The organism is Nocardia sp. XZ_19_385 (genome assembly GCF_015355755.1).
GTDB lineage: Bacteria > Actinomycetota > Actinomycetes > Mycobacteriales > Mycobacteriaceae > Nocardia.
Genome location: NZ_JACVEE010000001.1, coordinates 696,135 through 720,789, shown reverse-complemented (window position 1 = coordinate 720,789; position 24,655 = coordinate 696,135). Strand labels below are relative to the sequence as shown.

Annotated in this window: 27 protein-coding genes; 12 read left to right on the top strand and 15 right to left on the bottom strand. The window is 66.5% G+C overall.

Annotated features, from left to right (window positions below; all coding sequences use genetic code 11):
- Positions 1-16 precede the first annotated feature (16 nt).
- Entirely contained in the window at positions 17-235 is a 219-nt protein-coding gene (locus IBX22_RS03280; RefSeq protein ID WP_194813889.1) for a hypothetical protein, read from the bottom strand.
- A 243-nt stretch (positions 236-478) separates the two neighbouring features.
- Here IBX22_RS03280 and IBX22_RS03275 point away from each other — a divergent pair, with 243 nt between their 5' ends.
- Positions 479-1,618, top strand: coding sequence for a helix-turn-helix domain-containing protein (locus IBX22_RS03275; RefSeq protein WP_194813888.1), 1,140 nt, complete (start codon positions 479-481; stop codon positions 1,616-1,618).
- Positions 1,619-1,646: 28 nt separating this feature from the next.
- Here the strand turns inward: IBX22_RS03275 and IBX22_RS03270 are convergent, their stop codons facing one another.
- Entirely contained in the window at positions 1,647-2,534 is an 888-nt protein-coding gene (locus tag IBX22_RS03270; RefSeq protein WP_194813887.1) for an AraC family transcriptional regulator, read from the bottom strand.
- A 100-nt stretch (positions 2,535-2,634) separates the two neighbouring features.
- Here IBX22_RS03270 and IBX22_RS37880 point away from each other — a divergent pair, with 100 nt between their 5' ends.
- The 6 genes from IBX22_RS37880 (at position 2,635) to IBX22_RS03240 (ending at position 8,382) form a co-directional block, all read left to right on the top strand.
- Complete coding sequence (locus IBX22_RS37880) at positions 2,635-3,687, top strand: trans-acting enoyl reductase family protein (protein WP_194813886.1); 1,053 nt, start codon at positions 2,635-2,637, stop codon at positions 3,685-3,687.
- A 90-nt stretch (positions 3,688-3,777) separates the two neighbouring features.
- Positions 3,778-4,401 carry a phosphatase PAP2 family protein gene (locus IBX22_RS03260; protein WP_309234402.1) on the top strand — a complete coding sequence of 208 codons (624 nt, stop codon included), beginning with the start codon at positions 3,778-3,780 and terminating at the stop codon, positions 4,399-4,401.
- A 123-nt stretch (positions 4,402-4,524) separates the two neighbouring features.
- Positions 4,525-5,697, top strand: a complete 1,173-nt coding sequence (locus IBX22_RS03255; RefSeq protein ID WP_309234571.1) for a serine hydrolase domain-containing protein — start codon at positions 4,525-4,527, stop codon at positions 5,695-5,697.
- A 399-nt stretch (positions 5,698-6,096) separates the two neighbouring features.
- Positions 6,097-6,291, top strand: a complete 195-nt coding sequence (locus tag IBX22_RS03250) for a hypothetical protein (RefSeq protein WP_194813884.1) — start codon at positions 6,097-6,099, stop codon at positions 6,289-6,291.
- A 142-nt stretch (positions 6,292-6,433) separates the two neighbouring features.
- The gene (locus IBX22_RS03245) at positions 6,434-8,065 is read left to right on the top strand and encodes an ABC-F family ATP-binding cassette domain-containing protein (protein WP_194813883.1); all 1,632 of its coding nucleotides are present in this window, start codon (positions 6,434-6,436) and stop codon (positions 8,063-8,065) included.
- Positions 8,066-8,148: 83 nt separating this feature from the next.
- On the top strand, positions 8,149-8,382 hold the full coding sequence (locus tag IBX22_RS03240; RefSeq protein ID WP_194815544.1) for a helix-turn-helix domain-containing protein: 234 nt from the start codon (positions 8,149-8,151) through the stop codon (positions 8,380-8,382).
- 3 nt (positions 8,383-8,385) lie between these two features.
- Here IBX22_RS03240 and IBX22_RS03235 read toward each other — a convergent pair whose 3' ends face one another.
- The 4 genes from IBX22_RS03235 to IBX22_RS03220 form a co-directional block, all read right to left on the bottom strand.
- Positions 8,386-9,348: a hypothetical protein gene (locus tag IBX22_RS03235; protein WP_194813882.1), complete on the bottom strand. Its 963-nt coding sequence runs from the start codon at positions 9,346-9,348 to the stop codon at positions 8,386-8,388.
- A gap of 6 nt (positions 9,349-9,354) precedes the next feature.
- On the bottom strand, positions 9,355-9,813 hold the full coding sequence (locus IBX22_RS03230) for a hypothetical protein (protein ID WP_194813881.1): 459 nt from the start codon (positions 9,811-9,813) through the stop codon (positions 9,355-9,357).
- 222 nt (positions 9,814-10,035) lie between these two features.
- On the bottom strand, positions 10,036-10,455 hold the full coding sequence (locus IBX22_RS03225; protein WP_194813880.1) for a thioesterase family protein: 420 nt from the start codon (positions 10,453-10,455) through the stop codon (positions 10,036-10,038).
- A 78-nt stretch (positions 10,456-10,533) separates the two neighbouring features.
- Positions 10,534-11,034: a cupin domain-containing protein gene (locus tag IBX22_RS03220; RefSeq protein ID WP_194813879.1), complete on the bottom strand. Its 501-nt coding sequence runs from the start codon at positions 11,032-11,034 to the stop codon at positions 10,534-10,536.
- A gap of 70 nt (positions 11,035-11,104) precedes the next feature.
- Between IBX22_RS03220 and IBX22_RS03215 the strand changes: the two genes are divergently transcribed.
- Complete coding sequence (locus tag IBX22_RS03215) at positions 11,105-11,611, top strand: MarR family winged helix-turn-helix transcriptional regulator (RefSeq protein ID WP_194813878.1); 507 nt, start codon at positions 11,105-11,107, stop codon at positions 11,609-11,611.
- A 19-nt stretch (positions 11,612-11,630) separates the two neighbouring features.
- Here IBX22_RS03215 and IBX22_RS03210 read toward each other — a convergent pair whose 3' ends face one another.
- A complete protein-coding gene (locus IBX22_RS03210; protein WP_194813877.1) occupies positions 11,631-12,068 on the bottom strand; it encodes an SRPBCC family protein in 438 nt (145 codons plus the stop codon).
- Between the two features lie 275 nt (positions 12,069-12,343).
- Here IBX22_RS03210 and IBX22_RS03205 point away from each other — a divergent pair, with 275 nt between their 5' ends.
- Positions 12,344-12,766 carry a hypothetical protein gene (locus IBX22_RS03205; protein WP_194813876.1) on the top strand — a complete coding sequence of 141 codons (423 nt, stop codon included), beginning with the start codon at positions 12,344-12,346 and terminating at the stop codon, positions 12,764-12,766.
- A gap of 58 nt (positions 12,767-12,824) precedes the next feature.
- On the opposite strand, the gene IBX22_RS03200 is transcribed toward IBX22_RS03205, so the two are convergent.
- Positions 12,825-13,718: a LysR family transcriptional regulator gene (locus IBX22_RS03200; RefSeq protein WP_194813875.1), complete on the bottom strand. Its 894-nt coding sequence runs from the start codon at positions 13,716-13,718 to the stop codon at positions 12,825-12,827.
- 69 nt (positions 13,719-13,787) lie between these two features.
- Here IBX22_RS03200 and IBX22_RS03195 point away from each other — a divergent pair, with 69 nt between their 5' ends.
- A complete protein-coding gene (locus IBX22_RS03195; RefSeq protein ID WP_309234401.1) occupies positions 13,788-14,303 on the top strand; it encodes a GNAT family N-acetyltransferase in 516 nt (171 codons plus the stop codon).
- Between the two features lie 3 nt (positions 14,304-14,306).
- On the opposite strand, the gene IBX22_RS03190 is transcribed toward IBX22_RS03195, so the two are convergent.
- The 4 genes from IBX22_RS03190 to IBX22_RS03175 form a co-directional block, all read right to left on the bottom strand.
- A complete protein-coding gene (locus tag IBX22_RS03190; protein ID WP_194813874.1) occupies positions 14,307-14,513 on the bottom strand; it encodes a hypothetical protein in 207 nt (68 codons plus the stop codon).
- A 2-nt stretch (positions 14,514-14,515) separates the two neighbouring features.
- A complete protein-coding gene (locus IBX22_RS03185) occupies positions 14,516-15,586 on the bottom strand; it encodes a LacI family DNA-binding transcriptional regulator (RefSeq protein WP_194813873.1) in 1,071 nt (356 codons plus the stop codon).
- Between the two features lie 95 nt (positions 15,587-15,681).
- Positions 15,682-16,248: a TetR/AcrR family transcriptional regulator gene (locus IBX22_RS03180; protein ID WP_194813872.1), complete on the bottom strand. Its 567-nt coding sequence runs from the start codon at positions 16,246-16,248 to the stop codon at positions 15,682-15,684.
- Between the two features lie 128 nt (positions 16,249-16,376).
- Positions 16,377-19,193: an aconitate hydratase gene (locus tag IBX22_RS03175; RefSeq protein ID WP_194813871.1), complete on the bottom strand. Its 2,817-nt coding sequence runs from the start codon at positions 19,191-19,193 to the stop codon at positions 16,377-16,379.
- 256 nt (positions 19,194-19,449) lie between these two features.
- On the opposite strand from IBX22_RS03175, the gene IBX22_RS03170 reads away from it, so the two are divergent.
- The gene (locus IBX22_RS03170; RefSeq protein ID WP_194813870.1) at positions 19,450-20,019 is read left to right on the top strand and encodes a DUF6676 family protein; all 570 of its coding nucleotides are present in this window, start codon (positions 19,450-19,452) and stop codon (positions 20,017-20,019) included.
- Positions 20,020-20,199: 180 nt separating this feature from the next.
- Entirely contained in the window at positions 20,200-21,618 is a 1,419-nt protein-coding gene (locus IBX22_RS03165) for an NlpC/P60 family protein (protein WP_194813869.1), read from the top strand.
- 197 nt (positions 21,619-21,815) lie between these two features.
- Here IBX22_RS03165 and IBX22_RS03160 read toward each other — a convergent pair whose 3' ends face one another.
- Genes IBX22_RS03160 through IBX22_RS03150 form a run of 3 tightly spaced genes read right to left on the bottom strand, consistent with a single transcriptional unit; the run spans position 21,816 to position 24,544 of the window.
- Positions 21,816-22,496, bottom strand: a complete 681-nt coding sequence (locus IBX22_RS03160) for a hypothetical protein (RefSeq protein WP_194813868.1) — start codon at positions 22,494-22,496, stop codon at positions 21,816-21,818.
- The gene (locus IBX22_RS03155) at positions 22,493-24,241 is read right to left on the bottom strand and encodes a M91 family zinc metallopeptidase (RefSeq protein WP_194813867.1); all 1,749 of its coding nucleotides are present in this window, start codon (positions 24,239-24,241) and stop codon (positions 22,493-22,495) included. The genes IBX22_RS03160 and IBX22_RS03155 overlap by 4 nt, the downstream gene beginning before the upstream one ends.
- Complete coding sequence (locus IBX22_RS03150) at positions 24,242-24,544, bottom strand: type VII secretion target (RefSeq protein ID WP_194813866.1); 303 nt, start codon at positions 24,542-24,544, stop codon at positions 24,242-24,244. It abuts the gene before it with no gap.
- Positions 24,545-24,655 lie beyond the last annotated feature (111 nt).

The following is a 24,655-nucleotide window of genomic DNA, read 5'->3' as shown; positions in this document are numbered from 1 at the left end:
CGGCGCGGTTTCGGGGTCAGTCCCACGCGAACAGCCGCCAGTACGGCAACGGTGGCACGTTCTCGTCGGGATCGTCGACGGATTCGACCTCGATCAGATAGCCAGGATTCCAAAGCCGCAGCGCTACAACGAATCGCGCGATCACATCCGCTGGCGCGGTGTAACTGAGGGTCGGGTGTTTCGGTGCGCCGAAATCGACTTTCACCACTCGCTGTGGCAACCCGTTGATGCTCATGGCGCGGCTCCTGCCTTTGCGGTTGGTCATCGCACCCGCCACCGGGCTCGAATCCATTGGCGGCGGGCTTGATGCAAGCATTTCTGTCGGTGGCGCCGCTGAGCAGTGGCACTGGCCGTGGCATCGCAAACTTGGTCGCTCGTCCGGTCGCTGCCCAGGCGGGTAGTGGCATAGGGGGTGGCATTCGCGCCACGGTGGCCGCAACGCTGGCGGTCGTCGACCGCACCGGGGGAAGATCGACGTATGGGCAGCGGTACCGGCGATCTGATCCGGGAACTTCGCTTGGCAAAAGGGTGGTCGCAAGGCCGGCTCGCCGATGAGTTGTGCAAGTCGTCGGGGGCGAACATCGGGCGCGAATACATTTCGCGCCGTTGGGAATCCGGCGAAACCGAGCCCTCTTCGTTCTGGCTGCGGCACCTCGCGACCGTGTTGGATTGCCCGCCGGAAATGCTGGAGGCCAGCGTGCATCGTCGGGAGTTTCTTTCGCATCTAGCGGCGACGGCGGTAGCGCCGGTGGTGGCGTCGGATCTGCTGGCGCAAGGCTTCTCGGCGCGCATACACCGTCTCGGACCCGGAATCGACGAATGGGAATCCCGGCTGGCCACCTACGGTACCGACTATATGAGCCAGGGTGCGGCTGACATTCAACGCCGATTAGCCGCCGACCTGGTGGTGCTTCAACAACAGTTGGACACCCCGCGCATGTGGGCGGTAGCTGCCCGCCTGATGACGCTGTTCGCGAAGACTTATCCCGGTTCGGATGGAAACAAGGCGATTCGGTGGTACGAGATGGCCTCCGACGCCGCCGACCGATCCGAGGACACCACGATCCGGGTTTGGGTTCGAGGCCGCGCGGCCATCGCGCTCGGCTACGAAGGAGCCGCGTTGCCGGTGGCGCACAAGTTCGCCGACGAAGCCCTCGCGATCGACGATCGGCCAAGCCTCGGCCGCCTCAACGCGTTGTGGGGCAAAGCGCACGCCGCGGCGATTCAAGGTGACCAGGCCACGGCGATGGCTCTGATCGGTAAGGGCAGGCGAGAATTCGACCGGTCCGGGTCGGAGGAACAAACCTCGGATTACGCGGTGCCGTGGTGGCGTGTGAACGTCTTCCTGTCCCTACTGACAGCCCGCCTCGGGGACGAACGGCTGGCTATGGCTGCCCAGGAGGCAGCGCGCGCTGAGTTGCCCGCCTCGCTGCCGCGTTTCCGAACGCACCTCGACATGCACCAAGGCTTGATGCTGGTCCGGGCTGGGGACCGAGCGGAGGGCGTGAAGGCGGCACGCACGGCACTGGACGCGCTGCCGCCGGAGAAGCACTCGCTGACTTTGCGGCTGTTGATGGACGAGATCACGAGAACACCGCGTGCATCAGTCCATGTATGAACGCGTCAATGGACGCGATGGTCTGCTTTCATCCTGAGCGCAGCGAAAAATCTCGCACGCTCTGTTCGTGCGGCGACGTCGTTGCGCGGTATCTGCCGGGAGCGAGGTTGTGCTGCCGTTTGAAGGCGGCGGCGAACGCGTACTCCGAGCTGTACCCAACCTGGTGGGCGATGACGGCGAGTGTGGCATCGGAGTCGCGCAGCAGCCGAGCGGCTGTGGTCAACCGCCACCAAGTCAGGTAGGCCAGGGGTGCGCGTTCCACCAGGGCGGTGAACCGGCGTGCGAGAGTGGCGCGCGACATGCCCGCGACCGTGGCCAGCTCCGGGATCGTCCACGGCCGGGCGATGTCTTCGTGCATTGCTCGCAGTGCTGCCGCGATGCCCGGATCTTGTAGGGCCGCAGCCCAACCCGTCGTCAGGGTGCTGGTCTCGCCCAGCCAGGTGCGCAGGATCAACAGCAGCAGCACGTCCAGCAGCGCTACCACGGTGCTGCTGCTGCCGGGCAAGTCCCGTTCCAGTTCACTGGCCAGCAGCTCGACGGTCGCGCGCACCGATGCGTCGTGGCCGAGCCGTGCGGGCAGGTGCAGCACGTCGGGCAGGCCCTCCAGTAGCGGGTGGGCGCGGCTGGGGTCGAGTTGGTAAGCGCCGCAGAGCAATACCGTTTCGGCGTCGGTCTCGCCGGGCACTGCGGTCAGTGCGTGGCCGATGCCGCGTCCCAGGAAAGCCACGTCACCGACTCGCAGCGTCAGCGGTGCGCCGTTGTCCGGAATCAGCAGGCACGAACCGGCCAGCACGATATGGAATCCCGCGCCCGGTGCGGCTGGGAATTGGTCCCGCCATGGCCCGACGTGCCGGGTGCGCGAGGAATGTGGCACCCCGATCCGCATCGTCGAAATCACGTCACTCAGCACGTCCACGAAGACCAGTGTGGCACAACGCGCACTCGTGAGAGTCTGGCGTATCAATTTGAGCTACAGAATCATTGGCTGACTCATTCGCCCTGCCTACGGTGAGTTCATGTCGAATCACACCATTGCCGTCTACGGCGCGAGCGGCTTCCAGGGCGTCCTCGTGCTCGCCGAACTCACCCGCCGCAACATCACCACCGTCCTCTCCGGTCGCGACGCCGACAAGCTGAAAGCCGCTGCCGCCCAAGCGGGTATGCCCGATGCGGAGCTGCGCGTAGCCGCCATCGACGATCATTCCGCCCTGGTGGCCGCATTCCGAGACGTAAACGTGGTCATCAACTGCGCGGGCCCGTTCACCCCCACCGGCGACCGCGTCATCGCCGCCGCCCTCGCCGCCGGAGCGCACTACGCCGACACCTGCGGCGAGCAGCCGTTCCTGCGGCACGTCTACGAGACCTACCCCGCCGCAGCCGAATCCGCCGGTGTCACCGTCGTTCCGGCCGCCACCGACGGCGGTATCCCAGGCGACCTGCTCGCCCACCTGATCGGCGACCGCCTCGGCCCGCTCGCCGAACTCACCTCCGTGCACCGCTTCGGCGGCGAGACCGCGATGTCGCGCGGCTCACTGCGCACCATGCTCGGCATCGCCGAGGCCATGGCCGATGGCGGAGTCGCATACCTCGACAACGCTTGGCGGCCCGGTCCTTTCGGAGCACTCGCGCCCGTCACTCTGCCGGGCGAGCCGGAACCCGTTGCCCTGGCGCACTTCCCGCTTCAGGAAGCTATCTCGGTGCCGCGTCACCTCGCGGTGCGCAACGTGCAGGGAGCGGTCGAGGAGTCGACCCGCGCTCTCTTCGCGACCCCGGTGACCGACGAAATGATCGAGTCCCTGCCGGTCGGCCCCGACGACTCACAGCGGGCTGCCGGAACCTGGACCATCGTGCTGGACGCGGTCGCTGAAGACGGTCGGCGGGCGCGCGGCATCGTCTCCGGCCCCGACACTTACGGCACCACCGCGCTCACCGCCGTGGAGGCCGCGGTCCGGCTCGCTACGACTCCTCCGGCCGCCGGCGTACTTGCTCCGGCCCAGGCTTTCGACCCGGCCGACTTCCTCGCCGCGTTGGAGCCGTTCGGCGTGCGCTGGACCATCGAGGACCAGTAGCGACGAACGACACCGCACCGCAACGTCATCGGTCGCATCCACATCGCCTCGGTGATCGGCCGGTCGGGTTCAGCTGTGGTTGGATGTGGCGTGCTCAACGGTTCGGCGGTCGATCGTGTTTTCGCCTCGGCGACGGCGGGGGAGTTTCAGGCGCGCATGGCTCGGGTGATCACCGAGCTCGGAGCGCCCTGGGTGATCAACATCGTGACCGGAACGATTGCCGGATTCGCTGTGGGCGCTCCCGGCTGGGGGCTTTTCGTCGCCGCGATCACGGGCGGTATTCCGATGATCATCATCCTGGCCGGCGTGCGGCGCGGCATCGCGAGCGATCATCATGTGACCGATATCGACGGTCGGCGCTGGGTGATTCCGGCGATTCTGAGCATCGTGGGTGTGGGCTTGATCATCGAGATCGTGCAGGGCGCCCCACGCGAGCTGATCGCATGGACGGTAGCCGCGCTGGTGGTCCTGTTCGGCATCGGCCTAGTGACGGTGATCGGCAAATGGAAGGTGAGTGTCCATACCGCCGTGAGCGCGGGAACCACGGTCCTGCTGGCCTTGATCGCCTCACCGTGGTTCCTGGCCGCACTGCCTCTGACCGCCGCCAACGGATGGTCACGAGTGTGGCTGGGTGACCACACCCGCGGACAGGTCGTCATCGGCTCTGTTGTGGGCGCGGCACTCGCCGCCGTGGCCTATCAGCTGGCGTCCTGAAACTCGGCGGTCCTTCGCCCTCGGAGTACACCCAACACTGAAACGTCCCTATTGTTTGGGCGCGAAGGGGTCTCGCCTCGAAGGTGTGCCCGGTGGATCTCGTCGAGGAGGCTCGAGGCGTTGGTGGAAGGGTTTGTCGAGCGCGGGTTCGAGGGGGTCCGGGACGGATTCGCGCGAGCGCACGAGGGGGATGAGGGCGCCGCGCAGCTGTGCGTGTATCGCCAGGGCCGTGTGGTGGTGGATCTGTGGGCGGGGCAGGACCCCGAGTCCGGAAAGTCTTGGGACGCTGAGTCGTTGACGGTGCTGATGTCGGTGTCGAAGGGTATGACCGCAACTTGCGTGCACATCCTGGTCGACCGGGGTCTGCTCGATCTCGACACCCCGGTCCGAGAGTATTGGCCGGAGTTCGCAGCAGCGGGCAAGGCCGATGTCACGGTCGCCGACGTGCTGTCGCATCGCTGCGGCCTGTCCAGTTTCGACGCCGAATCCGGTATCGGGGCACGGGAATTGACCGATTGGACGGCGTGCGTATCAGCGCTGGCGTCGATGACTCCGTTGTGGCAGCCGGGAACCGCGTTCTACTACCACTCCCTCACCTGGGGCTATCTCGCCGGCGAGCTGATCCGCCGAGTATCCGGAAAGAGCGTCGGCGAGTTCCTCGCTGCCGAGATCGCCGATCCACTGGGTCTGAGCCTGTGGATCGGCCTGCCAGAGGCCCAGGAACACCGCGTGGTTCCGCAGTTCAACCGCCGCAAGATGCTAAGCGCCGCAGACGTGGAGGCGATGATCAGCAGCATGGGAATCGACGTGGGGGAGCGCTTGGTTCGCGCGACATTGGCTACCGTCGCGGCCCGGGACGAGGGCATGGCGTTGTTGAACACACGAGAAGGCCACGCCGCGGAGCTCCCCTCCGGCAACGGGATCGGGAACGCCCGCTCGGTAGCGCGAATGTTCGCGGCGACCATCGGTGAGATCGACGGCATCCGGCTCCTCACCCCGAAAGCGGTCGACCGGGCACGGCAACCCCAAACCGAGGGCCTGATCCACCCAGCGCCCCTGGATCTGATGCCACGAGGCAACTACTTCGCCCACGGCTACGAGCTCACCCGCCCCGCCCAACTCGTCGGCCCCGGAGCTTTCGGACAGGTAGGCACCGGAGGACGAATCGGCGTGGCCCACCCCGAATCCGGCATAGCCCTCGGCTACGTGTGCACAAACATGGTCGGCGACGACACGGGCGGACCCGACCCACGCTGGCAGCCTTGGTCGCAGGCCCTGCGCGCATCGATCGTCTGAGCTGAACCGAAGAAATACGTGGAAGTCAGAAGCTCCCACCGGGAAGCTATCTGGCAAACAAGCACCCCTTGTCGGCACCGGGAACCCAGTTCAGTTCGGGCAAGACAGTTCCCTGCGATGACAACTCCACGGACGGAAAAGGGTCCGGTCAACTTCAGCATCATCTACTGGGTTCTCGGCCTCCCGCCAAGCGCGAGCGGACAACATGTCGAAACGGTGGCAGGCGAGTGGGAGCGGCAGGGTTGGCGGATCGTCGAAACTCAGCGCACCAGTAAAGATCTCCAAATCTACGCAGATACTCCCGATGGATATCGAATGGTTGTCGGCCACAACACCGACGGGTACGTATCGCTGACGGCATCGTCACCGTGCTTTCCGCGCCCACCAGAGGACGTCCCGGTGAACACCTTGCCCACTGTCATTGAACGACGACAGGGATCGTTCACGTCGCTCGATCGCCGCCCGCAGAATGTCGTGGAGCAGGCCCGCGGCACGGCATCAGCGGCTGGGTGGATCCAGGCCGGATCCGCCGACCGGATTGCCGGGATCGACGGTCCCACCCGGCGCTGGTGCAAGCTCATCGAGAACCGCTGATGACGTGAGCTGTTTCACTGCGGGCTCGCGCGATGTCGGAGCTACCTCGGAACCCAGGTAAAATCGGTGGTTCTTGTGCTCGAGTCGCCGCACAATCGAGCAGCAACCGTCTAGCACCGCTGAATCCGTGAGGAGCCCGTCTGTGATCACCGCGACCGACCTGGAGGTCCGGGCCGGAGTCCGCACCCTGTTGACGGCCCCGGGGCCGGCGTTGCGGGTGCAGGCGGGGGACCGGATCGGGCTTGTCGGGCGTAATGGCGCGGGCAAGACGACCACGTTGCGCATCCTGGCGGGGGAGGGTGAGCCGTACGCCGGGAAGATTTTGCGGTCCAGCGATGTCGGGTATCTGCCGCAGGATCCGAAAGAGGGCAACCTGGACGTGCTGGCGCGCGACCGGGTGCTGTCCGCGCGCGGCCTGGACGCGCTGCTGCACGATATGGAGAAGCAGCAGGCGCTGATGGCCGAGGTCGCCGACGAGAACGAACGTGACAAGGCGGTGCGCAAGTACGGGCGCCTGGAGGAGCGGTTCTCCTCGCTCGGTGGTTATGTCGCGGAGAGCGAAGCCGCCCGCATCTGCAACAGCCTGGGCCTGCCCGACCGGGTGCTGAACCAGTCGTTGCGCACTCTCTCCGGTGGTCAGCGCCGTCGAATCGAGTTGGCGCGCATCCTGTTCGCCGCCTCCGACGGCAGCGGCGGACGCTCGGACACCGTGCTGCTGCTGGACGAGCCGACCAACCACCTCGACGCCGACTCCATCACCTGGCTGCGCGGGTTCCTGCAGAGCCACGACGGCGGCCTGATCGTCATCAGCCACGACGTGGAGCTGCTCGGCGACGTGGTGAACAAGGTGTGGTTCCTCGATGCCGTGCGTGGCGAGGCCGACGTCTACAACATGGGCTGGAAGAAGTACCTCGACGCCCGCGCCACCGACGAACAGCGCCGAGTCCGCGAGCGCGCGAACGCCGAGAAGAAGGCGAGCGCGCTCAAGACGCAGGCCGCGAAGCTGGGCGCCAAGGCCACCAAGGCGGCCGCCGCGCACCAGATGACCAAGCGCGCCGAAAAGCTGATGGCGAGCCTGGACGAGGTCCGGGTGGCCGACAAGGTGGCGCGGATCAAGTTCCCCGAGCCCGCGCCCTGCGGCAAGACGCCGATGATGGTCAAGGACCTCACCAAGCTGTATGGCTCGCTGGAGATCTTCACCGGCGTCACCTTCGCCATCGACAAGGGCAGCCGCGTGGTCATCCTCGGCCTCAACGGCGCGGGTAAGACGACGATGCTGAAGCTGCTGGCCGGTGTCGAGACGCCCACCGCGGGCGGTCTGGAGCCCGGCCGCGGCCTCAAGGTCGGCTATTTCGCGCAGGAGCACGACACCCTCGACGACAACGCCACCGTCTGGGAGAACATCCGCCACGCCTCGCCGGACGCGGGGGAGCAGGAGCTGCGAAGCCTGCTGGGCGCGTTCATGTTCAGCGGCCCGCAGCTGGAGCAGCCCGCGGGCACGCTCTCCGGTGGTGAGAAGACCCGTCTCGCGCTGGCGGGCCTGGTGTCCTCCTCGGCGAACGTGCTGCTGCTCGACGAGCCGACCAACAACTTGGATCCGGTGTCACGCGAACAGGTGCTCGATGCGCTGCGCACCTACCAGGGCGCGGTCGTGCTGGTGACCCACGATCCCGGTGCGGCAGAGGCTTTGTCGCCGGAGCGGGTCATTCTACTGCCGGATGGCACGGAGGATCACTGGTCGGCCGAATACTTGGAACTTATTCAGCTTGCGTGATTTTCATCACAAACACCCGTTGATCACGGCGTGTTTGTTGCTTAGCCTTGAATGACGCGCTGCTCGGCGACTCGGAGGAAGCCATGAGCGATCGGCCATCATCAGGCAAGTCCACATTGGGTAAGGGCACACGCGTCACGGGCAAGTCACGTGACCGTTTGCAATCCCAACTCAAGAAGCAGTACGAGGCGGGTGCCAGCATCCGGTCATTGGCGCGGACGACGGGGCGCTCCTACGGCTTCATCCACAATGTGCTGGTGGAGTCGCATGTGCAGCTCCGCAGCCGCGGCGGCGCCAACCGGCGCAAGGCAACCTAGGAACTAGTACCCCGGCACCGCCCCGTCGCCCTCGACCAGCAGGTTGGCGAGGCTGCGGAACATCGGCAGGCCCGTCTTGATCTCCAGGTAGGCGAACTGGCCCTGCGGATTGACCTCGAGGAAGTAGTACTCGCCATCGAGGCCGAGTCGCAGGTCCAGAACGCCGAAACTCAGGCCCAGCGCGCCCATCAGGGTGGCCAGAGACTTGCTGACCGAGGCGGGCAGCTGTTCCCGGCTGAACTCGACCGAGGTGTCGAGGCGCGAGTCCACGCGCCCGACGCCGGCCTGGGAGTCGATGCGCACGGTCCACTCGACGCCGTCGACCCAGACCACGCGCAGATCGCAGTCGGCGTCGATGTAGTCCTGGAACGTGGTCGGGGCGGATCGGATGCCCGTCAGCTTCGGGAAGTCGGCGCGGGTGATGATCCTGGTCTCGGCGAATTCGCCGCGGCCGGTTCCGGTGCGCTTGTAAACGACTGCGCCGGGCCGGGATTCGGTGAAGCTACGGGCCTCGTCGGGGTCGTTGGTGATCAGCGTCTCCGGCACCGAGAACCCGGCGCGCTGCGCGGTTTCCAGCTGCACGATCTTGCGGCTCGCGGTGCGGTCGGCGCCCGGGTCGTTGATCCAGGCGGCCGGAATGGACCAGAGCATGCCCTGAATGAAGCCGTCGCACTCGGCTTGCCGGAACGCGTCGTCGGAGGCGCGGACCCCGCCGGGCACCTGGGCCGGATGCGGCCGCCGCCACCACACCGAGCGGACGTCGTCCAGGCCCAGCAGGTGCGACATGGAGCGGGAGGTGCCGTCGCGGTCCAGCCGGAAGCTGCCGGACTCGCGTGGGAAATCACGCAGGTCGAGATGAATCGGGTTGAGCCCGTGATGTTCCCGCAACGTCGCCGCCATCGCGGTGGCGTGCAGGTCATCGGTTTCGGAGACGATCAGGACCGAACCGGGGCGGCGCGCCACCATCGCGGGTCAGTCGAGACTGTCGCAGTTGATGCCGTCGTCGCTGCCGTTGTGCGATTTGGTCTGGCAGTAGGTGAAGGTCGCGCCGCTGCCGCCGGCCACGTCGACGAGCTGCAGACGGTCGGCCCAGGAGGCCGTGAGTTGTTGCAGCAGTTCGTCTCCCAGCGCCACCGAGGGTTGGGCGGCGAGCGTCATCGGGCGTTCCACGAGATCGATGCGCAGGCGCTGGGTGAAGTCGGCCAGGGCGCCGGGGCGAATATCGACCAGCACCGAATCGCCGGCCGCCGCGGGGCGGTCCAGGGTTGCCGAATCGAGCATCCGCAGTACGTCGGTGCGCTGGAAAGTCCAGGTGCCCTCGTCCACGCGCACGCTGATATCGCGAGCCGATTCGCTGACCAGAACGCCCTGGAGAGCGGGAATGCGATCGCCCGACGGTATGGAGCCGGGGGTGTGGATTGCGTCGGTCATACGTGCACTCCGATCTGCTCGCGATTAGCCAGGGCCCCCGAGCGGGAACTGGATCATAACGCGGGCAGATCCCCGTTCGGCTCGGTTCGAAAGATTTCAGGGCCGGTGGCAAACGGGGTTGGGACACGCCGGCGGGCATGGAGCAACCCTGGAGTTATTTCCGTGTGGCAGATTTCCGGGGCGAATTGCCCAGAATTGGCGGCGATTTCGCGATCGCGTGTGTTATTGCAGCCCGAACAGCTCGGGGCGCTCGGACAGGGCGCGGAAACGCGCGCCCGGATCGGCTACCAGCTTGCGGGCGGTCAGGTCCATGACGCCGCCGGTCACCGTCACCACGGCGGAGATGGCGCCGTCGAGTTTGCGGATTTCCTGATGCATCCGGAAGGTCTTGCCCTGGGTCCATTCGAATGCGCAGGTCACGGTCACCTCGTCGCCGGCCCGCAGTTCGCGCTGATATTTGATGTTGTTCTCCAGGACCACGGGGGCGAAGCCCGTGCTCAGCAGTTTGTCCTGTCCCACCCCGGCGGCGCGCAGCAATTCCCAGCGCGCATGCTCGGCATACTGCAGATAGACGGCCTGATTCACGTGGCCCAGGCTGTCGAGTTCGTACCCGCGCACGGTAATGGGGACAGAGAAGGTCATGCCTTGGCGAACCTTTCTCGCCCCCGGGTTTGTTCCCGTTTCCGCTGATAGCTGGGCCACATCCGCGCGGCTCGGCGCTCAACGCCGGTTGGCGTTGCGTTCGGCCCACCACTCGGGCGCGTCGACGAAGTGATTGTCGAATTCCTCCTGGGAAGCCAGCAGCTCCTCGAAGGTCGACTCGCCCTTGCCGATCCGATCCAGCAGCCGGAAGTACTCGAACCGTTCCACGCCGGGCATCAACGCGATCATGATCCGGGCCGAGCTGTCCGGGGTGGCGCCGAACGCGTGCGGCATGAATTTCGGGACCACGATCGACCCGCCCGTGCCCACGGTGACGATCTTGTCGCCCGCCAGCACCTGCAGCTCGCCGTCCGCGACGTAGAACAGCTCGTCGGAGGTGGTGTGGAAATGCGGAGCCGCCCCGTCGGCGCCCTGCGCCATGGTGACTTCGAGAGTGCTTACCGCGCCGCCGGTTTCGTTCGAATCGATGAGCAACCGCACCTGGGTAGTGGCGGTGCCGAGGGTCTCGGCTTCCTGCGGCTGACGGATCGCGGCGGGGCGGGTGGCGAGGGTGCTCATGAGGACTCCAAGTTGTTCGGTGATTTATAATTCGCTACCGAACTATATCTGAGCGAATAGAATCTTGTCCATGGGTGAAGCGAGAAAAGATCCGGTGGACGTCATCGCCGAGCAGTGGCGGCGCGAACGACCGGATCTGGACCTGGAGGCGATGGCGATCCTGGGTCGTCTCGGTCGCCTGATGACGGTGGCGATGCCGCAGATCGAAGCGGTGTTCACCGCGCACGGACTACAGCGCGGTGAGTTCGATGTGCTTGCGGCACTGCGGCGTTCAGGGGAGCCGTTCGAGCTCAATCCCTCTGTCATCGCCGACACCCTAATGCTCTCGCGCGCGGGCATGACCGGCCGCCTGGATCGCCTGGAATCGGCGGGCCTGGTCCGGCGCAGCGCCGACGCCGCCGACCGCCGCGCCATTCGCGTCGCGCTCACCGAAGCGGGCCGGGAGCTGATCGACAAGGTGGTCGGCGCGCACGTCGAGAACGAAACCCGCTTGCTGGCAGTCCTTTCCGCGCAGGATCGCGGCGAACTCGACCGCATCGCGCGAGTCCTGCTGGAGAGCCTGGAGGCGGAGTCCTAGCTCCGCCTCCAGCTACCGGCTAGGCGGCTCGTCCGAGGACCAGATCGGCCAGCCTGGACAGCGACTCGGTGTTGCGCGGCGCGAGCATGAGCGCCTGCGCCGCCTCCGGCAGCATCCGCCCCGGCCCGCCGGTGATCTCCTCGGTCATCCGGATCTCGGTCGTCGTCTCGTCACCGCTCAGCTCCAGCCGAATCGCGGCCATCCCGACCGGCCACAACCGAGCCCGCAGCTCCAGCAGCCGGGGCGGGTCGACCGCCAGCACCTCGGTCGTGTCGTCGATCGTCATCGGCCACAGCCCCACGCTGTGATGTATCCGGGTGCCGACCTCGGGCCACCCCGCGTCCACGTCCCGAATGTGCGACGCCCCGACGACCCAATTCGTGTACAACCACCCATCGGCGAGCACCTCGAACACCTGCTTCGCCGGCGCGTTCACGACAAACTTGACCTCGACCATCGGTGCACCGCTTCCCTCGGCCCGGCGGGTGGCCGAGCAATCGGATTTATGCACCGACCGACTACCTCCGATAGCCGAGGGTAAACCTGACCGACCCGTCCCCGGGGAGTGTGGCCTCTCGATTCGCTGCCGGTCCTGCGCGATCGCGGACATACGGACCCGCCCGAGCCCGTACTCGACTGTGTTTGGAATCGCCGACGGTCCGTCGACCCGCGCGGGGCGACGGTGCCGAATACTTGCGGACGCGTCAACCATCGACAAGAAGGGGCTACCAAATGAACGGGATTACCTCAGGTGTGCTGGCTACCGCGATTGGCGTCGCGAGTCTTGCGATTGGTGCGCCTACCGCCTCGGCGGCCGAGCCGACAGTCAAACTGGAACAGACAGCCGGCATCGGCGCCAAAGGCTTGGCTCCGAAAGTGACCGCGGAGGTGACTTGCGATAAAGGCTTGTCCGGCTTGCTGTTTGCCCAGGTGCTGCCAGAAGGGGAAGGCGTCGAAAACGCAGGTTGGCCGGATAAGAGTACAGAATTCAAATGCACCGGCACGCCGCAGAAGGTATCCATCATCGTCAAGCTCAAGAACGCAGTCAAAGACGGCGGTAAGGGTAAAGCCTCGGCCAGTGTGATTATTGGCGAGGGGGACGCGGAGACGGTGGTCACCGACGTCGGCGACATTACCTTCAAGCTGGAGAAATAGTCACACAACTTCCGGGCCGCCGAATCGACCGGCTGGGTCGGCACGCCTGATCGCTACCTCATTCAGTGTGATTCGGGAGCAAGGCCAGGAAGTTGCGGATCAAGGCGCGGTCGTCGCCGGCGCGGTGGGCCACGTAAATTGTTGTGTCCGCGTCGGTTCCGGCGAGGGGGATGATGCGGACGGAAGACGGGGCGGTGAAGGTGGCGCTGCGCGGGGCGATGGTGACGCCCAGGCCTTCCGCGACGAGGTACATGATCGTGGTCCAGGTGTTGCCCTCCTGGACGACCTGGGGGTGGCCGCCTGCTTCCAGTAGGGGTGCGAGGTTCTTGTCGTGGGCGAGAGTGCCTGCGGCTCTGGGGAAGAAGACGAGGGGGTTGTCGGCGAGTTCGGCTCCGGTGATGCTGGAGCGACCGGCGTCGGGGTGGTCCGCGGGCAGCACCGCGACGAACGGTTCGGTGATCAAGGGGGCGACGTGGATTCCGGGGAGGTCGTCCGGGTCGCGGACGATGGCGGTATCCAGGCCGCCGTGGCTGAGCTGCTCCATCATTCGCGAGGTGTAGCCCTCGACCAGATCCACCTCGACCAGCGGGTAGCGCTCGCGGAACAGGCGCACTCCGCGCAGGGGCTCCAATGGCAGCACCGAGGGGACGAAGCCGAGATAGAGGCGGCCTTGGCTGCCTTGGCCGACGCGGGCGACCTCGTCGAGGTCGCGGGCGGCGTGGCCGAGCACCGCTGTGGCGCGTTCGCGCAGGACCGCGCCCGCGGGGGTGAGTGCGACGCTTCGGGAGGTGCGGTCGAACAGACGCGTCCCGAGCAGGGATTCGAGACGTTGAATCTGCTGGGTCAGTGCGGGCTGAGCAATATGTAGCCGCGCGGCCGCCCGCCCGAAGTGCAATTCGTCCGCGACCGCGAGGAAATAGCGCAGGTGGCGCAGCTCCACCCCATCAATCATAAGTTGATCGTATCAATCGCAGTTATCAAGTATTGGACGTTATGGTTCGGGGCCGGGCATGCTGGTCGAGTGCCCCAATCAACGGAATCCCTCGCCCCTGAACAGCGCGGTTCCATCGTCGTGGAACCCATGAGCACGCCCGCGGACGCGCAGGCCTTCAAGGAGATCAACGAGGAGTGGATCCGCGCCTACTTCTCACTCGAGCCTGCCGACTCGCACCTGCTCGACAATCCGGAGATCGAGATCGTCGCCAAGGGCGGGCAGGTGCTGATCGCCCGCGACGGTGCCGAGATCGTCGGCTGCGGTGCGGTGGTGCCGGAAGGCCATGGCGTGTACGAGATCTCGAAGATGGGGGTGTCCCCGCAGCACCGCGGCCGTGGCATCGGCCGTCTCGTGCTGGCGGCGGCGATCGACTACGCCCGGGCGCAGGGCGCGACCACCCTCTACCTGGAGAGCAGCAAGCGCCTCGCGAATGCCGTGCACCTGTACGAGTCGGTCGGGTTCGTGCATGTACCGCCGGGGAGCTTGCGGCAGAGCCCTTACTCCCGCGCCGATGTGTTCATGAAGTACGACCTGACCGACTAGCGGTCAATGTGCCAGGTGGCCGGGCGCGTGGTCGAGCCGATCCGCCAGGCGGACGCTGTGCTGCGCGGAGGCGCGCAGCAGCGCAGCCACCCGGAGGCGCAGGTGGGGCGTGCGCGGGGGCGGATCGAGGTAGACCGGGGCGTGCGGCAGGGCCGAGTTGGCTTGGGCCCGTACCGCGTTGACGGCTAGGCCGGCGGCGATGGGTTGCATGACTATTCCTCTCCGGTGGGTCGACGGGACGCCGGGCCGGTGCTGGATCGGATGATCAGCTCGGTGGGCAGCACGACGCGTTCTTCGGTGTAGGTCGGATCGAGGAGCATGCGGCCGAGTAGCTGCCCCTTGGTCCGGATCGGTTGGCGAACGGTGGTCAGTCCGGCGTTCTCGGCGGCCGGGATGTCGTCGAATCCGGTGACCGAGATGTCGCGGCCCGGAACCAGGCCGCGCCGCCGCATCGCCTCGAGGACACCCAAGGCGAGGACGTCACCGCCGGCGGCGATCGCGGTCGGGGGGTTGCGGCGATCCAGCACCAGTTCGGCTGCGGCTACGCCGGATTCGATCGAGTTGTGGCCGCCGGTGACGACGGTCAAGGTCGCGTTAGCACCGAGCCCCTCCCGCACGCCCTGCACGCGCAACTGCGCGTTGTTGTAAAGCGCTGAGAGGTCGGTGATTTCACCGGCGGCGACCGCCGCCCGCCCGGAGTCGACCACCATCGCGACCTCGGTGTGCCCCAGCTGAGCCAGATGCGTGCCGACGGCGTGCGTGGCGGTGAGTTCGTCGATCACCACCCGGCGCCCGGGAAAGTCGTCGTCGGAATGTGCGAACGGCAACCCGCGGCTCGAAATCACCTCGAGGGCAGGATGATTCGCATCGACACAGTAGGCGGCGACGCCGTCGACCACGGCATTGCGCACCGTCTCGACCGACTCCCGGATGGCATCCGCGTCCGCCCCCGGCTCGAAGCGTGGCAGCGGAATCAGCAGCAGCCCGGTCCGGGTGCGCTCGGCGACTTCACTGAGCCCGGCGAGCAGCCCTACCGCGAAGGGATCGGAGAACGCGTAGGACAGCTCCTCGGTGAGCAACAACCCGATAGCACCGGCGCGTCGGCCCCGCAAGGTGCGGGCGGCCGCGTCGGGCCCGGAGTATCCGAGCTCGCGGGCCGCGCTGAAGATCCGTTCCCGCAGCGCGGCCGAGAGCTGCTCCGGCTTGTTGTAGGCGTTCGACACTGTCGACATCGAAACGCCGACGGCCGCAGCCACGGACTTCATGGTCGCCTTGGGAGGCATGGCGTAAACCTGTCTGTATCGATCTAGTAAATCGTTCTACTAAAACGATACAGAAGAACCGGCGGCGATGCCAGGACAAGTGGGCTTCGGTGTATTCAGTCCTTGCGGCGGACCGAGGCCTCGACGAGATCCAGCACGGCGGCAAGATTCTCGTTGGTGTGACCCGAGGCGATGCGGGCGATCAGGCCGTCCAGGACGAGGTCCAGGTAGCCGAGCAGGACGTCGGTGGGGACGTCGTCGCGCAGCGCCCCGGCGGCTTTGCGGCGCTCGAGGCGGGCCAGGGTGGCGGCGGTCAGTTCGGCGGAGCGCTGGGTCCAGCCGGCTCTGAAATCAGGGTCGGTCCGCAGGCGTCTGGCGATTTCCAGACGGGTGCCGAGCCAGTTGAATTCTTCGGGATGCGCGAGCATGTCGCGCATGACCTGCACGAGGCCCTGGTTGGCGGCGACGTCGGCCATGCGTTCGGCGTCCTCTTGGGCGAGGGCGAAGAACAGGGCGTCCTTGTCGCGGAAGTGGTGGAAGATCGCGCCGCGGGACAGGCCGATGGCCTCTTCCAGGCGGCGCACGGTCGCACCGTCGTAGCCGTACTCGCCGAAGCAGCGGCGGGCACCGTCGAGGATCTGGTTGCGCCGGGCTACGAGATGATCATCGCTGACCTTGGGCATGGGCGGCCTCCTCCGGGCTCAGCGGGCAGTACCGAAAAGCGTTCATGCGGAGAGGTCCGCGCACCGCACGCTGCGTCAATGCAGGAAATGCGGTGCGCGGACCCAACTTTCAGAGCGTCGCGCGTCGACTAGCCGCGAATCATGTTGCGCAGCACGTACTGCAGGATGCCGCCGTTGCGGTAGTAGTCGGCCTCACCGGGGGTGTCGATCCGGACCACCGCGTCGAAGGTGATCTTCTCACCGTTCTCCTTGGTAGCGGTCACCTTCAAGGTCTTCGGAGTCGCACCCTCGTTCAGCTTGGTGATGCCCTCGATATCGAAGGTTTCGGTGCCGTCCAGCTTCAGCGACGCGGCCGACTCGCCGGCCGGGAACTGCAGCGGAATGACACCCATACCAATGAGGTTCGAGCGGTGGATGCGCTCGAAGGACTCGGTGATGACGGCCTTGACGCCGAGCAGGCTGGTGCCCTTGGCGGCCCAGTCACGCGAGGAACCGGAGCCGTACTCCTTGCCGCCCAGCACGACCAGCGGGATGCCGGCGGCCTGGTAGTTCTGCGAGGCGTCGTAGATGAACGCCTGCGGGCCACCGTCCTGGGTGAAGTCGCGGGTGTAACCACCGGAGACGTCATCGAGGAGCTGGTTCTTCAGCCGGATGTTGGCGAAGGTGCCGCGAATCATGACCTCGTGGTTACCGCGACGCGAGCCCAGGGAGTTGTAGTCCTTGCGCTCCACGCCGTGCGAGTCGAGGTACTGCGCGGCCGGGGTGCCGGGCTTGATCGGGCCGGCCGGGGAGATGTGGTCGGTGGTGACCGAATCGCCCAGCAGCGCGAGCACGCGCGCGCCCTTGATGTCCTCGACCGGGGTCGGGTCCATCTGCATGCCGTCGAAGTACGGCGCCTTGCGGACGTAGGTCGAGTTCTCGTCCCACGCGAAGGTGTCGCCCTCGGGGGTGCTCAGGCCCTTCCAGCGCTCGTCACCCTCGAAGACGGTGGCGTAGGAGTTGGTGAACATGTCCCGGCTGATCGACGCCTTGATGGTGTCGTCGATCTCCTGCGGGGACGGCCAGATGTCCTTCAGGAAGACGTCGTTGCCGTCGGTGTCCTGGCCCAGGGCGTCGGTCTCGAAGTCGAAGTCCATGGTGCCCGCGAGCGCGTAGGCGATGACCAGGGGCGGCGAGGCCAGGTAGTTCATCTTCACGTCGGGGGAGATACGACCCTCGAAGTTACGGTTGCCCGAGAGCACCGCGGTGACCGAGAGGTCGTTGTCGTTGATCGCCTTGGAGATCTCCTCCGGCAGCGGACCGGTGTTGCCGATGCAGGTGGTGCAGCCGTAACCGCCCACGTAGAAGCCCAGCTTCTCCAGGTACGGCCACAGGCCGGCCTTCTCGTAGTAGTCGGAGACGACCTGCGAACCCGGCGCCATGTTGGTCTTCACCCACGGCTTGGAGGCCAGGCCCTTCTCCACCGCGTTGCGCGCCAGCAGGGCCGCGCCCAGCATGACCGACGGGTTGGAGGTGTTGGTGCAGGAGGTGATGCCCGCGACCACGACGGCGCCGTGATCGAGCACGAAGTCGCCGCGCTCCGGATCGGAGACCTTGACCGGCTTGGTCGGGCGGCCGACGTTGCCGTTGGCGGCCGAGGGCAGCACCGCGTCGTCCTCGGCGAAGGACAGCACGGCCGGATCGGAAGCCGGGAAGGACTCCTCGATGGCCTCGTCCAGGTTGGTGTGCGGGGTGACCGACGCGGGGCCGCTCTCCGCATCGTTGGTGTAGTTGTGGATGTCCTTGCGGAACGCGGTCTTGGAGTCCGACAGCAGGATTCGGTCCTGCGGGCGCTTCGGGCCGGCGATGGACGGCACCACGGTGCTCAGGTCCAGCTCCAGGTACTCCGAGTACGCGGGCTCCTTGTCGGCGTCGTGCCACATGCCCTGTTCCTTGGCGTACGCCTCGACGAGCGCGAGCTGCTCGTCGCTGCGGCCGGTCAGGCGCAGGTAGTTGATGGTCTCCTCGTCGATCGGGAAGATCGCCGCGGTCGAACCGAATTCGGGGCTCATGTTGCCCAGGGTGGCGCGGTTGGCGAGCGGAACCTCGGACACGCCCTTGCCGTAGAACTCGACGAACTTGCCGACCACACCGTGCTTGCGCAGCATGTCGGTGACGGTGAGCACCACGTCGGTGGCGGTGACGCCGGGCTTGATCTCACCGGTCAGCTTGAAGCCGACGACGCGCGGGATCAGCATGGAGACCGGCTGGCCCAGCATCGCGGCCTCGGCCTCGATGCCGCCGACGCCCCAGCCCAGCACGCCCAGGCCGTTGACCATGGTGGTGTGCGAGTCGGTGCCGACGCAGGTGTCGGGGTAGGCCTGGCCGTTGCGGACCATGATGGTCGGCGCGAGGTACTCGATGTTGACCTGGTGCACGATGCCGACGCCCGGCGGGACGACCTTGAAGTCGTCGAAGGCGCCCTGGCCCCAGCGCAGGAACTGGTAACGCTCGCCGTTGCGCTCGTACTCCAGGTCGACGTTGCGCTCGAGGGCGTCGGCGCGGCCGAACACATCGAGGATGACCGAGTGGTCGATGACCATGTCGGCGGGGGACAGCGGATTCACCTTGGACGGGTCGCCGCCGAGGGTGGTGACGGCCTCACGCATGGTGGCGAGGTCGACGATGCAGGGCACGCCGGTGAAGTCCTGCATGATCACGCGGGCCGGGGTGAACTGGATCTCGGTGTCGGGCTGGGCGTTGGGGTCCCAGTTCGCGATCGCGCGCACGTGGTCAGCGGTGATGTTCGCGCCGTCCTCGGTGCGTAGCAGGTTCTCCGCGAGGACCTTCAGGGCGTAGGGGAGTTTCTCGGTGCCGGGCACGGCCGAGAGACGGAAGATCTCGTAGGAGTTGCTTCCGACCTCGAGGGTGCCCTTGGCGCCGAAAGTATCGATACTCTTCGTCACGTCAGCTCCACTCGTCTGTGAGGGTGGCCGTCGGCGGGGCTGTGCCGTCGGCCAAAAGTCGTCTGCCTGAGCCTAACAGTACGCTTGTCCTGTGAAACGCCGGGGTGGCTGGGGGTGGCCGGTTGGCGGGCGTCGCGCCACGAATGCGAGACTGCCTCGCGTACTGTGCTTTCGAGCTATTCGGGGTGAGTGCACCCCGTAGTGATGGATGCCCGTCGCCTCGCCTGCCGATGCGGCTCGACAGACCGGATGGAAGATGACCGTCACGCACACATCGGTTTTCCGACCCATGGCCGCGGAATTGCCGCCGCCCGTCACCGATAAGACCATCAGGAGTGTCATCGTTCCTGATCTCGCGGACGATCATGTCGCCAACCTGACGAACAAGCCCATGCCGCAGCTCGCGACCATCGCGGCGGACGCCCGGTCCCAGGGGATCGAGCTCAGCATCGTGGTGGTTCCAGGGAATCCCGGACACGACTCGAGCCTACGTGACCTGGCCACCGAGGTCGGCAAGAGTTCCCAGGGCACCGTTGTCGTCTTCAGTGACGACTGGGTGGGCACCTACAGCGATTCGATCAGCCGGGTGCGGCTCGAATGGGCCGAGGACGCCGCCAAATACAAGGGCGGCGGGCACACCACCGAGGCGGCGCAGATCTTCGTCGACCGGTTGGAGACCGGTGACGGCCTGTCCTGGACAGGGATCACCAGCGTGTTGCTGGCGGGCACGGTGCTGAGCATCGGCGGGCTGTATCTGTTGAAGGCGCGGCGTCGGAATGCCGCGTCCGAGGGGGAAGTGCCGGTGTCCGGTTCTGCCCGGCCATAGTTTCCCGAACGGTCGGTCTTCTTTTCGCGTTTTATCCCATTCTGAGGTCTGCTAGCGCCCTGACCAGCGCAAATTACTTCGGTGTGATTCTGTTACTAGAGTTTCTTTAGTGACTGAAGTGTCGTACGGTTCCTGTGAGCTCAAAACCGCCAGGCTGGATTTCGGATCCATGGAGGTGCGATGCGCACGAACGGCGACCCCGTTAAACGACGTCCCCTGTCGGTCGCTCTCGGGTTGCTGATCTGTGCGGTCGTCTGCGCGACGGCGGGACCAGGTAGAGCCGTACCGCCCGCACCACCCAATCCCAGCGACGGCCAGATCGCCGAGGCGGGCGCCCAGGTCGAGGCGCGCGTCGGCGAGGTCGGCGCGCTGATCAACGAGGTCGCCGCGGCCGACCAGCAGCTGCAAGAACTGGACGCCGCGGTGGCGGCCCGGCGCGAAGCCGTCAACAAGGCGCTGGTCGACCTGCAGATCGCCCGCGAAGCCGCCGACGTTGCCGCCGCCCGAGTGCAAGAGACCCAGGGGGAATTGGCCGGCGCCGCAAGCGAAGTCGACGAGGCGCGGAAGAACTTCGACAGCTTCGCCACCCAGGCCTACACCCGGCCCGGCATGGACTCGATGCTCAGCCACCTGGGGGCGGAAAGCCCCGGCGACGCCATCGACCGCTCCCAGATCATCGGCCTGGTCAGCAAGAACAAACAGCAGATGCTCACCGAGCTACGGCGGGCCCAGATCGAGCTGGGCAACAAGAACTCCGTTGCGCGCCAGGCGAAAGCCGAAGCCGACGCCGCCGCGGCCGCCGCCGAGCAGGCCAAGCTCGCCGCCGAACAGGCCGTCGCCGCCGCCAAGGCCGAACTCGAACAGCAGACCGTGCGGCGCGATCAACTACAGCGCGACCGTTCCGCCGCCCAGGCCCGGCTGGAACAAGCGCGCACGAATGTCGCTGGCCTGCAAGACCAGCGCCAAGCCTTCGTCGCGTGGGACGAGCGACGCCAAGCCGAGGACGCCGCCATGCGCCGCGCCGCCGCCGAGGCCCGCGCCCGCGCCGGCGGCGACCAAGCGGCGCAGGACCGCGCCGCCGCCCTCGCCGAAGGCAGCCGCCCGCACACCTCGCTCAACGACGACGGCTCACCCCGCCGCAGCAAGTCCCGCCCGAGTCAGCCGTCGGTCCGCGGTTCCGCCGCGATCGAGATCGTGGTGGACCGCGCCCTGTCCCAACTCGGCGTCATCTACGCCTGGGGCGGCGGCGACGAAAACGGCCCCACCCTGGGCATCCGCGACGGCGGCGTCGCCGACGCCCACGGCGATTTCGAGAAAGTCGGCTTCGACTGCTCGGGCCTGATGATCTACGCCTTCGCAGGCATCGGCCTGTCGCTCCCGCACTACAGCGGCTACCAATACACGATGGGCACAAGGGTTCCCGTCGAGGACCGGCAGCGCGGCGACATGTTGTTCTGGGGCGCAAACGGTTCCGCCCACGTCGCGCTGTACCTGGGTGACGGCCAGATGGTCGAAGCCCCCCAATCCGGTGACGTCGTCAAGGTGACCTCGGTCCGCGAAGGCGGAATCATGCCCTACGCCGTGCGCCTCGTGAACTGACGCACCGGCGGTGGCTCCTGACCCGGCACCGATCTCTGCTGACTCTGGCCCAATAAGGCACCGGGACAACCCCATTGACGCCGGCTCTCACCAATGCCGCCCCAGCACCTGATCCGACCGAACCCCTGGTTTCCGACATATCGGCCGCGCATGAGCCGAACGACGGTCCCCCGTAGACCCCCAGCTTCTCGCCCGGGTCACACGACCTGGAGAGGGCTGCACACCGTCGTCTGCGCGCGGTAATCGAAGTCCTTCGCCTGATACACCGGCCGCGCGCCCTGCGAAGTCGGCTGTGGATCCGGAATCTTGCTCGGCACGGCGCCGATGCAGAACACGACCCGGTAAGGCCGTGCCGGCATCGGCGTCAGGAATTGTGCGGCGCCGACGTAGGGGTGGCTGACCGCGAAGGGCAGCGCTACCGAGAACTCCTGTGTAAGAATCTCTCCGGGTTCCAGTCGAATTACCTCGGGGCGAGGTGGGGTGAACGGAGCTTCGGCTGGGCAGTAGCCGGCCGGATAGTAGCGTCGGCTGATCTCGATGATCTGGTCACTGCGTGGCACCAGGTTGTACGCCCGCGACGGGTCCAGCTCGCTGGTCTGCACCCGATCGGCAAGATAGAGCGGTTCGCGCCGGTGGTTGGTGACGCGGAAGCGGATGACCAGAGCGTCGGTGCCCGTCACGAACTCGGCGTCCAGCTCGAGGCCGGCGTTGTGGCTGACCACCGTCGCCGATTCGCATTCGGCCGGATGAGGATTCGGGATCTCGGTGGTGACCGGGCTCGCCGCAGGATCCGCGTCGCCCGCGCATCCCGCACCCACCAGCACGGCCGCCGCCAGCACGGCGGTCCCGATTCGTCCGCGGCGCCCGATGGTGCTCATTCGTGGTCGTAGTGTTCGCGGGCCGGTAGGCCGAGTTCCGCGCGCAAAGCGTTCTCGGTCAGGGCGGTGGAGTGTTCGGGCGCGAGCTGCTCGGGGGTGGATGGGTTGTTGTCGTGGTCGATCGGCAGGCCGACCGCCACCCGCTCGGCGTTGGCAAGGTTGCCGTCTTTGCTGTCCACGGTGTCGGTGCCCTTGTAGTAGGAGCCGTGATAGGTGCCCTGAGTGAAGTCGTTGGCGTGCGCGAGTTCGTGATAGAGGGTGACCGAGGGCGGTGGCTGAGACCAGCTGTACTGGCTGTACTCCGCATTGAAGTTGGTCATACGGGGGTCATAGAACACCGTCGCGCTCGATCCCTTGCCCTTGGTGCCGGTGTTCTCGTCGTAGTAGATGGGGTAGCGGTCCGCGGGCATCGCCGAGTTCCGGCCGTTCTGGTCTTCGACGATGGTGACGGTGTACTCGGAGGTGGCAAAGCTGGCCAGCATCTGCTGACCGGTGGGGGAGGAGCGCAGGAACTCCAGGTCCGATCGCACGCGTTCCTGAAACTCCGGGCTGCCGGAAACAACGATCTGGGACGGGATTTCGGTGAGCTCCACGTTCACCACGGTCGGGTTCGCGCCGTGCCGGTTGACGGTGTCCTCGCCGTCCTGGGCGTAGATGGTGTCGTTGCCTGCGCTGTTGGCTGCGGTGTTGACCCCGCTGCCCGACACCGTGTCCTTGCCGTCGCCCGCGTAGATCTTGTCATCGCCCTCATTGCCTTCGATGGTGTCGCTGCCCAGACCGCCGGAGAGCTGATCGTTGCCGGCGTGACCGGCGATCTTGTCGTCGCCGGAACCGCCTTCCACGTAGTCGTCACCCGCGCCACCGAACAGGGTGTCGTTGTCGGCACCGCCGTAGACGACGTCGTTGCCATCACCGCCGTGGATGGTGTCCGCACCCGCCCCGCCGTCCAGGTAGTCGCGGCCTTTGCCCCCGGTGAGGGTGTCTTTGCCGTCCCCGCCTTCGACTTTGATGCCGACCGTCGTTCCTTCCGAGACGGTGACCAGATCCTCTCCGCCCCTAGTTTTGATGGTGATGTTGGCGGCTTGGTCGCCTGTGTAGGTGTGCTTTTCGCCGTTGACCGTGACCGTCACCGCACCAGTGGCCGGGTCGGTGTCCACGCTGACAATGTCGTCGGCGTCGGTGGTTTCGATGAGCACCGACTTCTCTTTGGCCGTGATGGTGGGCTGATTGTTCAGGATCAGAGCGTGGTCACCGAGCTGGGTTCCGCGCTCGCGCACCGCATCTCGCGGGGCGGCGAGCGTGCGCGTGACATCGGCGGTGGCCGTGGCCAGTTCGCTGCGGGCGGAATCGATGAGGCCCTGGTGCGCGGCGCGATCAGTCTCGGTCGCCGCGCCGGCGACCCTCACGACCCAGTCGTCGGCCACGGCCAGCCCCGCCTCGGTGGCATCGGCCACCCTCGCCAGCACGACATCGCGGTAGCTGGCGACGGTGGCCGCGCCGTTCGTCATCGCATCGGCCAGCTCGTTGACCTCCTGCGCGAGTTGGGTTCCCGCGGTGTGGTCTTCGCCGATACGGTTGTAGGCCGCCCAGTAGGCCTCACCGCTCCAGTGGGTCTGGGCGGCCTGGATGTCGCTGCGCAGGCGGCCAATCTGAGAGACGAACTCGTTGTTCTGGGACTTGACGCGCTGGCCGGCCTCGGTCAGGGTCGCCGGTTTCCATTGCTGGAGCTGCGATAGCGTCGGCATCTAAGACCCTCCCAACTCGTTGAGGCGGCGCTGGAACTCGGTGTCGCTGACCTCGAACGCGTTCGCGCTGCCCTTCGCGATCCCGGAGATCGTGCGGCAGCGGTTGCTCATTCGCCGGTAGGCGCTTTCGGTGACCTCGCCGGAGCTGATGCACAGTTCTGCCAGGTCAGCCCCCGGCAGCGCGCTACTCGCTGCGTTCGCCGCGGTCTTGACCTCCAGCGCGCCCAGCGCCTCGGCCACCGAATCCGTAGACGTTGCCAGCGCGCGCAATACGTCCGGGTCGACGTTGAGCTGTTCCGCCATCGCGGCCCCCCGATGGTCTGTCCAGTATTCGGCCTGATCTTAGGCGATCTGAACCAGGGTGAGGGACCGCGCTTGTGAACTGCTGTGCGGGTCAGGCTTCGCTGATCTTCC